The organism is Sinomonas sp., assembly GCF_051955515.1.
In the GTDB taxonomy this organism is placed as follows: Bacteria; Actinomycetota; Actinomycetes; order Actinomycetales; family Micrococcaceae; genus Sinomonas.
The window spans coordinates 1-12,108 of sequence record NZ_JBQCGQ010000048.1 but is presented as its reverse complement, the minus strand read 5'-3'; the positions used below and the strand labels follow the sequence as shown (position 1 = coordinate 12,108).

17 protein-coding genes are annotated in these 12,108 nt (G+C 67.9%); all 17 read left to right on the top strand.

What is annotated here, in order from left to right; all coding sequences use genetic code 11:
* A partial coding sequence (locus ACTHL9_RS02605; RefSeq protein WP_440517114.1) for a hypothetical protein occupies positions 1–380 on the top strand: 380 nt, incomplete at its 5' end.
* Entirely contained in the window at positions 377–1,801 is a 1,425-nt protein-coding gene (locus ACTHL9_RS02600; RefSeq protein WP_440517113.1) for a hypothetical protein, read from the top strand. The genes ACTHL9_RS02605 and ACTHL9_RS02600, both read left to right, overlap by 4 nt.
* A gap of 9 nt (positions 1,802–1,810) precedes the next feature.
* Positions 1,811–2,149 (top strand): hypothetical protein, encoded by a 339-nt coding sequence (locus ACTHL9_RS02595; RefSeq protein WP_440517111.1) that lies wholly within the window; start codon positions 1,811–1,813, stop codon positions 2,147–2,149.
* A gap of 11 nt (positions 2,150–2,160) precedes the next feature.
* The gene (locus ACTHL9_RS02590; protein WP_440517110.1) at positions 2,161–3,378 is read left to right on the top strand and encodes a hypothetical protein; all 1,218 of its coding nucleotides are present in this window, start codon (positions 2,161–2,163) and stop codon (positions 3,376–3,378) included.
* Positions 3,371–4,345 (top strand): hypothetical protein, encoded by a 975-nt coding sequence (locus ACTHL9_RS02585; RefSeq protein WP_440517109.1) that lies wholly within the window; start codon positions 3,371–3,373, stop codon positions 4,343–4,345. The genes ACTHL9_RS02590 and ACTHL9_RS02585 overlap by 8 nt, the downstream gene beginning before the upstream one ends.
* Positions 4,345–4,920: a gp53-like domain-containing protein gene (locus tag ACTHL9_RS02580; RefSeq protein WP_440517108.1), complete on the top strand. Its 576-nt coding sequence runs from the start codon at positions 4,345–4,347 to the stop codon at positions 4,918–4,920. Before ACTHL9_RS02585 ends, ACTHL9_RS02580 begins: the two co-directional genes overlap by 1 nt.
* Positions 4,921–4,924: 4 nt before the next feature.
* Entirely contained in the window at positions 4,925–5,176 is a 252-nt protein-coding gene (locus tag ACTHL9_RS02575) for a hypothetical protein (RefSeq protein WP_440517107.1), read from the top strand.
* A complete protein-coding gene (locus ACTHL9_RS02570) occupies positions 5,173–6,135 on the top strand; it encodes a GH25 family lysozyme (protein WP_440517106.1) in 963 nt (320 codons plus the stop codon). Before ACTHL9_RS02575 ends, ACTHL9_RS02570 begins: the two co-directional genes overlap by 4 nt.
* A gap of 6 nt (positions 6,136–6,141) precedes the next feature.
* Positions 6,142–6,576: a DUF1003 domain-containing protein gene (locus ACTHL9_RS02565; protein WP_440517105.1), complete on the top strand. Its 435-nt coding sequence runs from the start codon at positions 6,142–6,144 to the stop codon at positions 6,574–6,576.
* Positions 6,548–7,048: a phospholipase D-like domain-containing protein gene (locus ACTHL9_RS02560; protein ID WP_440517104.1), complete on the top strand. Its 501-nt coding sequence runs from the start codon at positions 6,548–6,550 to the stop codon at positions 7,046–7,048. The genes ACTHL9_RS02565 and ACTHL9_RS02560 overlap by 29 nt, the downstream gene beginning before the upstream one ends.
* Positions 7,045–7,530, top strand: a complete 486-nt coding sequence (locus ACTHL9_RS02555) for a hypothetical protein (RefSeq protein ID WP_440517103.1) — start codon at positions 7,045–7,047, stop codon at positions 7,528–7,530. Before ACTHL9_RS02560 ends, ACTHL9_RS02555 begins: the two co-directional genes overlap by 4 nt.
* A complete protein-coding gene (locus tag ACTHL9_RS02550; protein WP_440517102.1) occupies positions 7,527–7,799 on the top strand; it encodes a hypothetical protein in 273 nt (90 codons plus the stop codon). Before ACTHL9_RS02555 ends, ACTHL9_RS02550 begins: the two co-directional genes overlap by 4 nt.
* Positions 7,796–8,005, top strand: a complete 210-nt coding sequence (locus ACTHL9_RS02545; RefSeq protein ID WP_440517101.1) for a hypothetical protein — start codon at positions 7,796–7,798, stop codon at positions 8,003–8,005. The genes ACTHL9_RS02550 and ACTHL9_RS02545 overlap by 4 nt, the downstream gene beginning before the upstream one ends.
* Positions 8,002–8,742, top strand: coding sequence for a hypothetical protein (locus ACTHL9_RS02540; protein WP_440517100.1), 741 nt, complete (start codon positions 8,002–8,004; stop codon positions 8,740–8,742). Before ACTHL9_RS02545 ends, ACTHL9_RS02540 begins: the two co-directional genes overlap by 4 nt.
* A 104-nt stretch (positions 8,743–8,846) precedes the next feature.
* Complete coding sequence (locus tag ACTHL9_RS02535) at positions 8,847–10,328, top strand: hypothetical protein (RefSeq protein ID WP_440517099.1); 1,482 nt, start codon at positions 8,847–8,849, stop codon at positions 10,326–10,328.
* Positions 10,325–10,636, top strand: coding sequence for a hypothetical protein (locus ACTHL9_RS02530; protein ID WP_440517098.1), 312 nt, complete (start codon positions 10,325–10,327; stop codon positions 10,634–10,636). The genes ACTHL9_RS02535 and ACTHL9_RS02530 overlap by 4 nt, the downstream gene beginning before the upstream one ends.
* A gap of 19 nt (positions 10,637–10,655) precedes the next feature.
* Positions 10,656–12,108 (top strand): hypothetical protein (locus ACTHL9_RS02525; protein ID WP_440517097.1); only part of this gene is annotated, 1,453 nt, incomplete at its 3' end.

Here is a 12,108-nt window from a genome sequence, read left to right as displayed (position 1 = left end):
CCATGTTCGGGCCGCTCGACGGCGTGCTGGCATCAGTGACGCAGTTCATCGCCGACCACAAGGGTCCGCCCGAGTACGACAAGGTCATGCTCAAGCCTCACGGCGGCTGGATCATGGGCGGCCTCATCGACGGCATCGAGGGCTCGATGCCCGCACTGGGCTCGACACTCCAGAAGGTTACCAACACCGTCGCGGGCTCGCTCGATCTGTCGCCGGCATTCGCGGCGATGGGGGGCAGTTCGGGCGCGTTCTCGTCGGCACCGCAACAGCTCTACCTAGTCCTCGAGAACGGGCAGCAGCTCAAGGGCTACGTCAGCACGGTCGCAGGGCAGGCCATCGATGCTGCCGACTTCCGAGGGGCTAGGAGGCCGTCGCTGTGAGCGTGACCACCCGGACGAACCTCGCCACGAACCCATCCGCGGCGACGACGGCGACGAACTACGCCGCCGTCGCCGGGACGGGCGGCACTGCGTCGGTGGCGTGGAACTCGGGGGCAGGCTACCTCTCGATCCCCGGCTTTCCGCGAGTGACGTGGACCGTCGCCACCACGGCGATCTCGGGCGGTATCTCCTACACCCAGACGGGTCTCTCGGCTGCTACGCAGTACGCCACGCAGATCTGGGTCCGATGCTCCAAGGCGCAGACGCTCCAGCTCAAGGTCGACTTCCGCAACAGCTCGAACGCGATCGTCAACACGGTCACCGGCTCATCGGTGGCCGTCTCGGCGAGCACGTGGACGCAGCTTACGGTGGTCGGCACATCGGGCGCGGCGGTGACCAACGCGGTCTTCACGGCGCAGGCGGTCACGGGCGGCTCGAACTGGGCGGCCTCCGACTGGCTCGACGGCGAGGCGATCCTCATCGAGGCGACCGGAACCGTCGGAACCTACTTCGACGGCTCGTTCACGGCTGCCGCAGGGAACGTCTACGCATGGACCGGCACGGCGAACGCCTCTACCTCGACGGACACGGTCTACCAGCCGTTCATCTCGCTCAGCTCCGGCAGCACGCCGAGCCCGAATGTCTCGGTGACCTACCAGGACTTCGACCCCGGAACGAACCAGATCAACGTCTGGCGGACGGTGGACGGCAAGCGGCGCCCCGTGCGCGGCGCACGGCACCGCAACGTCGTCGGCTCGGACTTCGTGGTGGACTACGAGGCTGCCCTCGGCCGCACCGTCTCCTATGACATCGAGGTTCTCTCGGGCGTCTGCGCGGGCGTCGTCATCACGACGGCGACGATCACGCTCTCCTCGACCTCGGGTTGGCTGAGCGACCCGCTGCAGCCGGGCACAGCCATCCCGGTCTATGCCGACGTCGGGCCGAACGGCGAACCGGGCCTCGACTGGGACGCGCTCGCGCAGTTCGAGTACAAGTCGGCCGTGACGGAGATGATCGTCGCCGGAACCGACGAGCCCGTGGCCCTCGTGGGCAAGCGGCAGTCGGCGGACAACGTGGCGTTCCACGTCACGACGCTCGCCACGGCGCAGACCAACGCCCTCCGCGTGCTGCTCAAGCAGGCCAGCGTGGTCCTGTTCCGGCCCCTCGCAGGCTGGGCCTCGGCGCTGCCGGGCCTCTGCTACATGACCGCGGCGTCGATCCTCGAGCAGCCGGTCAACGAGAAGCTGGGCGGCCAAGAGGTCGAGTGGCAGGCCAAGAGCGACTTCGTCGCCCCTCCGGCGATGCCCGTCCTCGCGCCGACCACGACCTACGGGACCGTGGCCGCCGAGTATGCGACCTACGCGGCGTTCAACGCCGCGCACACCGGCCAGACCTATCTCCTCATCATCCAGAATCCGTAAGGGGGAACGTTGCCTACCGCTGAGGCGATATTTTCGGGGACGCTCACCTCGTCCATGGCAGCTGCGATGCCGACCCTCATGTCCTCCGATCAGGGCTGGGTCGGCATCACCCTCAACCTCACTGCTGTCGCCGGCACGAGCCCCCAGCTCGTGTTCGGCATCCAGTGGTCGAACGACGGAACGACATGGGCCGACGCGGACCCCGCGAAAGACGAGTTCACTGCGCTGACGACCGCGCCGCTGACGCTCTCGCGCAGGTTCGACGTCAAGGCCAAGTACTGGCGGCCATACGCGACGGTCACGGGATCTGGCGCCTCATTCACCGGATCGGCCAACGCCTACTTCTAGGGGGGTGAGCGATGCGCGCGCTCGACGCAACGACGACAGCGGCGCTCGCCGGCTCCCGCGCAGGCGACACGATCACGGTCTGGTGCTGGTACAACGGCTCGCTGGCATACTCGGACCCGCTGCCCGTCGGCCAGTGGGAACTCTCCTACGACACGACGCGGCAGACGCAGACGCTCACGGTGGATGTCGAGGATGCCGACGGGACGAAGGCCCCGTGGCTCCTCGACGACCCCCTCGGCGTCGGCGGCTCACTCCTGCAGGTCTACTACAACGTGGGCGGCGCGGGCTCGGTGGCCTACGACTGGTTCCGGATCTCCGAGACGGACCCTATCGAGTCGTGGAACTCCTACAAGGTCACCAATCAGGGCGTCGTGAACGTCGACTCCCCGCTCGGGAACGGCGTCTCGCTGCTCTGGGCCTCGGGCGGGGCGAAGATCACCCTCAAGGCCGAGACGCTGGCGAGGAACATCCTCAACGCACAGTTCCTCGCCCCGACCTCGCCGCCCACCTCGGGATCTCCGACGTGCGTCTCCGAGATCAAGCGCGTGCTGGCAGACATCATGCCCGTCACGGCAGTCTCGGGCGTCGTGGACCAGGCGGTCCCGGCCAACCTCGTCTACCCGAACGACCGCCTCAATGCCGTCCAGTCGCTCGCGCAGCGCATCGGCTGCGACATCCGCACGAATGGCTCGGGTGTGCTGGAGATCTACCCGATCGCCAACACCGGCACGGTCTGGACCCTGCAGCCGGGGCCCGAGGGCTTCCTGATCGACGTGCAGCGCACCATGAAGCTCGACGGCGCCTACAACGTCTTTGTCGCAGACGGCAGTGGATCGAGCCAGAACCCTCTCCGCGGCGTCGCGCAGATCACGGGCGGCCCGCTTCGTGTGGGCGGCCCGCACGGGACGTACCCCGTCTTCTACTCCTCGAACACGATCACCACGCAGGCTCAGGCCGACGCCTACGCACAGACAATGCGGGACACGCAGCTGCGCGGCCTCACGATCCCCATCGTCATCGACTGCCTGCCACACCCCGGCCTGCAGATGGGCGACTGGATCACGGTGGTCTGCCCGAACGCGAGCACGCACGGGACGCTCACCTTCCCGGCGCGCATCCGGACCATCGACATCAAGGGGCACGACTCGACCGTGGATGCGATGCAGCTCGGCCTCGACGCCACCTACGGGGACATCGCCGCCGTCTTCTCGGGGGTGCCCCGTGGGTAACCTCGACCGCATCCAAGAGATGCTGGTCAAGGCCATGGGCGACCAGACCACGCTCGTGCGGGCGACAGTCATTCTCTCCTCGAACGTCACAGCCGGGACCACCGGCTACCTCGTCAGCCTGAACGGAAACATCATCCAGGCATCGGCGGCCGACGGCGTCTCGGTATCGAACGGCGACGCGGTCCTCGTTGCGGTAACCGGCACGGCGCGCGGGCAGGCCGAGGCGTTCATCCTCTGCCGGATGTCCACCACGGGCCTGCACCCGGCGACGGGAACGGTGACCGTGGTCCCAGTCGGCTCCCAGACGATCACGGTCGTCGGCGCCGACGGCGTAACCTACACGGCCTACTTCCTCTCGAGCTACACGCCCGCGGTCAACGACAACGTCGAGATGATCTTCCTCGCTGGCGTGCCCTACGTGACGAAGGCCGGAGCCACCCCGGCGCCCGCGCCGGCCGCGCCCGTGGGTTCGAGCACGCCGACCGTCTCGACCGGCACCTCCAACTTCGCCGCCTCCGACTCGGCGACGTGGTGGGGGCCGGGCGGCTGGGGCTCGTGGGGCAGCACCTCCTACGTCTACTCGGGCACCTACGGCAGCAGCACGGTCAACGGCGCGTGGTTCTACGGCGGCGGCCCGACCCAGCTCGCCGGCCGCACCATCACGGGCGGCAGGTTCACCCTCGGCCCGCGTCAAGGCGCCGGCAACTACAACAGCCCGGCCTCGGTGAACATCTACACCCACAGCAGTTGGAGCCGCCCGGCCGGGAACGTCTCGACCGTCAACGGCCCGACGACCGTCACCGCGCAGCCATGGCAGGGCCTCACCGTCTACAGCCTAACCGCGGCGCAGGCGCAAGACCTCGTCAACGGCGGCGGGATCGCCATCTTCAACGGCGACTACGCCGCCTTCTCCGGAGTACAGAGCAACGCCCAGTCGGGCACCGTATCCATCGATTGGAGCCGCTGATGTCACAGGTACGCGCGAACGGCATCCAAGTCCCCACCAACCCGGACAACTTCACGAACCTCACGACAGACCTCGCCACCATGGCCGACACCTCGAATGTCGTCGTCAAGGTCGCGAGCTCCACGGCGCAGAACGCGCTGACGAAGGTTGCGGGCCTCGTCACGACGCGGACGGACCTCCCCGGCTCGCCGATCCAGACGTGCGACGGGACGAACTTCGCACAGCAGCAGGTCCCGAAGGTGTGGGCGAACAACCCGCACGTCGGCTCGGCCTCGAACCTGCTGACCAACCTGCAGTCGGGCGCCTACGTGCCGATCATCCAGTGCGGCACGATCGTCTGCACCACCGACGCCAACGGCTACAGCAACTTCCTGTTCCCGCAGGCGTTCCCCAACGGGGTCATGTTCTGGGTCGGCATGAACGCCGACGACGTCGCCACCGGCACAAAGGTCTTCATCACGCAGGGCTCGGCGAACGCGACCCTGACGACGGCGTACTTCAACGCATGGATCGCAGGCGGCACGCAGTACGCGAGCCAGTCCATCCGCCTCGACTACATCGCCATCGGGTGGTGACGGGATGACTCCCACGGAGGTTTGGCCGGCGGTCGGAGCGATCGCGACGATCGCAGCAGTGGGGGTGGCCGTGATTAGCACGTTCTTCGGGTGGCTGTCGAAAAAGCTCGACGCCATCGGCGCGCACCTGTCCAAGCAGGACGCCCACCTGGCCAAGCAGGATGCTGCAATCGCGGAGGTCAAGACAGACATCGCATGGCTCAAGCGCCAGATCAAGTCGGCGCCGAGGACCGAGGAAGAGGGCGACGACGAATGACCTACGGATGCGACGTCTCGGCCTATCAGCCAGCCAGCCCAGCATGGGGCCCGAACAGGTTCGCATGGGTCAAGGCCACCGAAGGCGTCGGCTGGGTCTCCCCCGTCTGGCGCGCACAGATCGCCTCCGGCCGCTCGGCGGGCCTCGGCGTGGGCTACTACCACTTCTGCGACGGTCGGAACACGCCGCAGGCTGAGGCCCAGTTCTACTGGAACACCATCAAGGACGTATGGCAGGTCGGCGAGCCGATCGCGCTCGACGTCGAGGGCGCGTTCTTCAACTACGTGGCCGACCCTGTCGGCTGGACCCTCGCGTGCGCGCAGGAACTCTATGCGCTCTCGGGGCTCAAGGCAGTCTTCTACTCCGACTGGTCGCACGTCAAGGGCAAGTGGAACTGGCAGCCCCTCGTGGACTTCGACATGGGCCTCTGGGGCGCGGCCTACAACAGCGTGGGCTTCGGCGACCCATCCCCTTGGCCCGCGATCTTCTGCTGGCAGAACGCCGACACGAACGAGACCGGCGGCGACAGCAACCAGCTGAACGGCGACCTCAGCACATGGCGCGCCTATGGGACGCCTGCCAACATCCAGCCCGCCAGCGGCGGAACAGTCACACCGATTGGAGACGACGACGTGAGCTATGAGAACTGGACTCCCGCCGGAAAGATTCAGCACTTCTGCGACATCTGGGGCCTTCCCGGAGGCTCGGGCGGCGATCAGCCAGGCCTGCCCGGCGCGCCTCTCATCCAGGACCGCGAGACGGGGCAGGGCGCATGGCCCGAGACGCACCTCGGCTCCGTCCGCCAGCGCCTCGACGCGAGCCTCGGCGGGAAGGTCGACGGAGTCGCCGCGCAGATCAAGGCCCTCCCCGCGGTCAACGGCACCAGCCTGACTCAGGGAGATATTGACGCGATCGCTGCCGCCGTCCTCGCTGCCATCAAGGCGCAGGCGAACAAGTAGGCCGCCATGAGCCCTAACCATCACGACCGGCACTGGCTGCACCATCCAGCCGTGCCGACGGGGAGCGAACTGCCCTTCGGGGACAGGGCGGCCGACTGGCTCCGCAATGGCATGGGCTCGTGGGTCTTCATCTTCTCCTTCCTCGGCTTCATGGGGCTGTGGATGACGGCCAACGTCGTCGCGTGGTGCTTCCACTGGGACGAATACCCCTACATCCTCCTGAACCTCATGCTCTCGACCCTCGCCGGGCTGCAGGGCGGGATCATCCTCATCGCCTCCAAGCGGCAGGACGCGGTGAACGCCAAGCTCGCCGAGCACGACCGCGAAGAGGTCAAGGCACTGAGGGCGATCAATGAAGCGCAGACACATCTCCTCGAGGCACTGCGCGATCACCTTGGGATCGGAGGCGACGATGCCACTCGGCAACCCGACGCCGGCTGACTCGTGGATGCTCTACTCCCCGATCGACGACGTCCACGGCGCGCTCGTCGAGGTGCTCGAGGGCGCCCAGCACTCCGTCGTCGTGGCGATGTACGGCTTCGACGACGACGAGCTCGCCGAGATCCTGCGCGGCCACCTCGCGACACCGAACGTCTACGTCCAGATCACGCTGGACAAGTCCCAGGCGGCCGGCGTGCATGAGCGCGAGCTGCTCGCCAAGTTCCGGCACGAGGACATGGGCAACTCGATCGCGATCGGCACCTCGGAGAAATCGGCCATCATGCACCGCAAGATGGCGATCGTCGATGGCGTCTGGCTGATCGGCGGCTCGACCAACTGGAGCACATCCGGGGAGACAAAGCAGGACAACCAGCTCAGCATCCAGCGCTCCCCCGAGCTAGCAGCGCGCGCGCGGACTGTCCTCGACATCGAGCACGACCATGCGCTCCAGCAGATGAGGGCCGCGAAGTGAGGCCGGGCGACGTCGCGCTCGTGCGGCCTGCAGGATGGCTCGGCCGGATCATCACCACCGTCACCTCGGCTCGGTACTGCCACATCCGCCTCATCGTCGCCGAGGACGGCTCGACCGTGGAGGCCAACCCGCCCGGCGCGTACCGCGGGAAGATCCAGCCCGGCGACGTCATCGTGACGGCCCCGCTGACCGACGAGGAGCGGGCGCAGATCGCCACCACGGCTGCCGCGCTCGTCGGCATCCCCTATGGCTTCCTCGACGTCGTCGCGCTCGGGCTGGCCCAGTACGGGATCAAGATCCCCGGCCTCCGGAAGCGGCTGGGGCGCAAGGATCGCCTCTTCTGCTCCCAGCTCGTGGACCGCGCATGGCAGGCCGTCGGCTTCCATGCCTTCACGGACGACCGCCTCCCGCAGAACGTCTCCCCCGGCGACATCGCCGATCTCGCCTTCGTCTCATCGTGGACCGCCGAGGTCGAGCCGTGAGCACGGCGCTCGACGTCGAGACCTCGACGGAGATCCTCGAGGACTGGGAGCCGGAGTACGAGTGCGAGGCGACCGACCGCCATGACGGCGCGCCCGTCAAGGCGCAGTGGTGGTCCTTCGCGCTGTGCTGCGGCCGTCCGCCCATCACGCTCTGCTCGGGCTGCGTCGAGTGGGAGACGCGCAAGCTGCGCCGCTGCGGCCTTTGCCTCAAGAAAGACACACCCGAAGAACCCAACCGCCGCTACGAGCCCATCAAGGGGAAAGCATGATCGCCCAGCTCAAGAAGATCCTCGCCTACTCCAAGGCGATCGCCGCGCTCGTCGGATCGCTGGCGACCTACCTCCTCGCGGTCCTGCCGCCGGACCAGTTCAAGTGGCTCTCGCTCGTGGCCGCGGTCTGCACGGCCGTCGGGACGTGGGCGGTTCCCAACATCCCTTCCACCCCCACCACGAGCACTACCGGAGGCAACGCATGAGCAACGACCAGAGCGGCATCCACGGGCACGTCTCGTGGGTGCTCACCGATGAGAACGGCGTCGTCAAGGCGCAGGGCGAGACTGACAATCTCGTGACCGACACTGGCGATCAGTACTACGCAGCGCGGGCGGCGCAGATCCAGGGCTCGGCCCTGACGATCACCGCGATTGCCACGGGCACGACCGCCGTCGTGACGACGTCGGCCGCGCACGGCCTGTCGGTCGGCGACGCGGTCACCATCGCAGGCGTCACTCCCTCGGGCTACAACGGCAAGTGGGCAGTCACCGCCGTGGGCTCCTCGACGACGTTCTCGATCTACGTCGGCACGGCACTCGGCGCGGGCACGGCTTTCGGCACCGCGACCGGCCTCTCCGTCTCGCTGGCCTCGGGCATGAAGCTCGGGCAGGGCTCGACCGCCGTCGCCAAGTCCGGCGCGGGCGCCGCGCTCGTGACCTACCTCTCGGGCTCGCAGCAGGCGTTCGACGCCACCTACCCGACTGCCGTGGACACCGCCGGCTCCGGCTCGAAGGTGACCTACAAGGTGACCTACGCCGCTGGCACGGCGACCACGGCCTCGGCGATCACGGAGGCCGTCATCGTCAACGAGAACATCCTGGCCAACGCCACCACGGCGGCGGCCAATACGATCTCGCGCGTGCTGCTCACGGGCATCGGGTCCAAGGGCGCCTCTGACACGCTGACGATCACGTGGTCTCACACGCTCCTCGGGGCCTAGTCATCATCGGGCGGCCCGCACCATAGCGGGCCGCCCTTCTCGCGAGCGGAGCGGGGCCGGATCGCGACCCAACGGAAAGCGCCACACCGAAAGGTCACCCCACCATGTCCGTCACCGTCGTCACTCCCAGCGACCTCGCAGCGGCGAAGGCCGCGCTGCAGGCCAACATTGATGCCGCGAACAAGACGATTGCCGCGATCCAGTCCGCACAGGCCACCGACGAGACGAACATCTCGAGCGTGCTCGGCCAGCTCAAGACGCTCACGGGTCAGATCACAGCTCTGCAGCAGCAGGTAGCCGCCCTGACCCCGTCTCCCGCTCCTGCTCCAGCGCCAAGCCCTGCACCGGCCCCGGCCCCAACGCCGGCACCGACGCCTGCCCCAGATCCTACGCCCGCGCCTGCACCGGCCCCGGCCCCTGCGCCATCGCCACAACCAGCGGGCACTCTCCCGGCCGGTGTGACCCTCAAGGACCCGGACGGCGGAGCGAACTACTGGGCCAAGTTCACCGGCCCCACGTTCCCCACCTCCCCGTCGTTCTTCCCGATCGGGGTCTGGTACGAGGGCACCTCCACGGCGGACCAGGTCTCGTTCGACTCTGCCACCGGCCTGAACACCTACATGCGGCTCATCACCGACTCGCGCCTCGACCTCATCAAGGCGGGCGGCATGTTCGCGTGCCTCCACCCCGACGACCTCTCCATGCCCAACCGCGGCACCGAGACGACGTCCTACATGACCGAGGACGAGCCGGACATGATCCCCGGCTGGTGGGGCGCGCCGACCGCGCAGCAGATGACCGACGAGCAGAACCGCGTCGCCGGACTCCCGAAGGACGGGCGCCCGGTCTACGTCAACGTCGGCCTCGGGATCCTCTCCTGCGACGACGGCGACGCCGACGCCCAGAAGTACGTCCGCCTCCACGACTTCATCTCCGCGGACCAGTACTTCTACACCGAAGACACCTACGAGATGTGCCGCACCATCGGGCAGGGCACGAACCGCCTCACCGATGAGCAGGCACGGCGCGGCCGGAACTACGGCATCGTCGTGGAGCGCATGCGCGCCTTCGCCGGGTACACCAAGCCCGTCTGGGGCTTCGTTGAGGCCGGTGCACCGTCCTCGACGACGGCGATCGAGATCACCCCGGCGCAGGTCCGTGCGGCCATCTGGCACTGCATCATCGGCGGCGCCCGCGGCATCCTGTTCTTCAACCACTCGTTCTCGGGCTCGTTCCAGACGCAGCACGTCCTGCGGGATGCGCACTACGCGCCGATCCGCGCCCAGGTGCAGGCCGAGACGGCGATCATCCGGCAGATCGCCCCAGCTCTCAACGGCCCGGACGCTGTCGGCCTCGTGACCGCCTCGACGGGCGTGAAGGCTGCGGCGAAGTGGAACGGCGGCGCTCCCGTGGTGATCGCTGGCAACACCGACCATACGGCACGGACGGGGGCGTTCACCCTCGCGGGCTCGTGGTCCTCGGTCACCGTCGTCGGCGAGAACCGCACCATCCCCGTCACGGGCGGGACCTTCACCGACTCATTCCCCGCCGAGACGACGATCCACATCTACCAGGTAAACCCGTGATCGGGACCTACGTCCCGCCGAACCCGTACATCTGGTCCGCGAACGACCCGCTCGGGAACCCGCTGACGATCAGCGTCGCGTGGCGCGCCTCCACGAGGGCGCTGCAGAACACGACCGTCACACGGGACCCGGCCTGCTCGCTCGGGCACATCTACATCGGGCTCGGGCCGGACGGGACACCCGACACGAGCCCGAACGCGTACGCGGTCCCCACGGGGTCCACGACGATCAACGCGAACGCGTTGAAGGCGAACGGGCTCAGCACCATCGACGACGTGCTGGCGCTGCAGATCACCGCCGGCCCGTGACCCTAGGGAGGCTGGTGCCATGACTCTGACCCCGACCAACACATTCCTGGTCACGGCCACGAGCCAAGGCACCAGCCTCGTCTCACCCTCGTTCACCCCGGCCACTGGCGACATCATCGTCGTCAAGGCCGCGGGCGAGGACTCCACCCTGCACCTGAACACTCCGACGAACTCGGCGAACACGATCACGTGGACGCTGCAGCAGTCGGACACCACCTCGAGCCACTGCTCGGCGTACATGTGGACCGGTGCCGTCACCGCGGGCGGCTCCGCCACCACCGTCACGGTCTCGACGGTCGCGGGCGGCTCGGCCCAGTTCCACTCGATGATGGTCGAACGCTGGGACGGCACCACCTGCCAGCTCGCAGGCAGCCCGGCGCTGAACAAGAAGGTCAGCACCGGCACGGCCACGTCCTCGCTGACCACGACGGCCGCTGGCTCCGTTATCTCGTGGATGGATGCCGACTGGGCCGCGAACAGCCCCACGAGTGCCACCTACTCGAACTCCTCGAACAACACCTCCGAGGGCATCGACAACCGCTCCACGAACAACTACGTCGCCTACTACGACTACCTGCAGGCACCGACCGCGGGGGCGACAACCTACGGCGTCACGGCTCCCGGCTCGCAGACGTACTCGCTGCTCGCGATCGAGATCCAGGCAGCGAGCAGCGGCGGCACCAACTACACCGCCAACCCCGCTGACTCTGAGGGCATCACCGACTCAGCCTCGTTCATCCAGAACCAATTCCTGACCCCGGCTGACTCCGAAGGCGTCACCGACTCCCTCGTCCAGCAGCAGGACATGGCCCGCTCAGCTACGGACGCCGAGGGCCTTGCCGACTTGGCGTCGGTTGTCCAGAATCAGTTCCTCACGCCGAGCGACCCCGAGGGAATAACCGACACGGCGGCCGCCGCGCAGGCGCTCGTGCGCACCCAGAGCGACCCGCTCGGCCTGACCGACTCTGCCTCCTTTGTCCAGCAGCAGCAGGCGGCTCCGGCTGATCCTGTTGGCCTCACGGACTCGGTCACGGTGGTCCAGTCCCAGCAGGTCACCGTATCCGACCCAGTTGGCATCACGGACTCCGAATCGCAGGGCGCGTTCCTGTCCTCGAACCCGGCGGACCCGGTCGGGATCACGGACTCTGCGAGCGTCGTCCAGTCGCAGCAGGTCGCACCCGCTGACCCGGTCGGCGTGACCGACTCGGCGTCGCTCGTCCAAGCCCAGCAGCAGGCGCCAGCGGACGCCGTAGGCATCACCGACAGCGCCACCGCGCAGCTCAACGGCGGCGGGACGAACTACACGGCAAGTCCGGCAGATCCCGAGGGCATCACCGACGTCGCGAGCGTCGTGCAGGCCCAGCAGATGTCCAGCGCGGACTCGGTGGGGCTCACCGATGCGGCCACCTCGGGACTCAGCGCGGTTCGTTCCGCGAGCGACCCCGTGGGCCTCACAGACGGGGTGGCGAGCT

Excerpts from the sequence above, each read along its gene's own strand:
- ACTHL9_RS02590 (WP_440517110.1), top strand. The coding sequence starts at position 2,161 with ATGCGCGCGCTCGACGCAACGACGACAGCGGCGCTCGCCGGCTCCCGC.
- ACTHL9_RS02535 (WP_440517099.1), top strand. The coding sequence starts at position 8,847 with ATGTCCGTCACCGTCGTCACTCCCAGCGACCTCGCAGCGGCGAAGGCC.
- ACTHL9_RS02575 (WP_440517107.1), top strand. The coding sequence starts at position 4,925 with ATGACTCCCACGGAGGTTTGGCCGGCGGTCGGAGCGATCGCGACGATC.
- ACTHL9_RS02540 (WP_440517100.1), top strand. The coding sequence starts at position 8,002 with ATGAGCAACGACCAGAGCGGCATCCACGGGCACGTCTCGTGGGTGCTC.
- ACTHL9_RS02570 (WP_440517106.1), top strand. The coding sequence starts at position 5,173 with ATGACCTACGGATGCGACGTCTCGGCCTATCAGCCAGCCAGCCCAGCA.
- ACTHL9_RS02580 (WP_440517108.1), top strand. The coding sequence starts at position 4,345 with ATGTCACAGGTACGCGCGAACGGCATCCAAGTCCCCACCAACCCGGAC.
- ACTHL9_RS02565 (WP_440517105.1), top strand. The coding sequence starts at position 6,142 with ATGAGCCCTAACCATCACGACCGGCACTGGCTGCACCATCCAGCCGTG.
- ACTHL9_RS02560 (WP_440517104.1), top strand. The coding sequence starts at position 6,548 with ATGCCACTCGGCAACCCGACGCCGGCTGACTCGTGGATGCTCTACTCC.
- ACTHL9_RS02545 (WP_440517101.1), top strand. The coding sequence starts at position 7,796 with ATGATCGCCCAGCTCAAGAAGATCCTCGCCTACTCCAAGGCGATCGCC.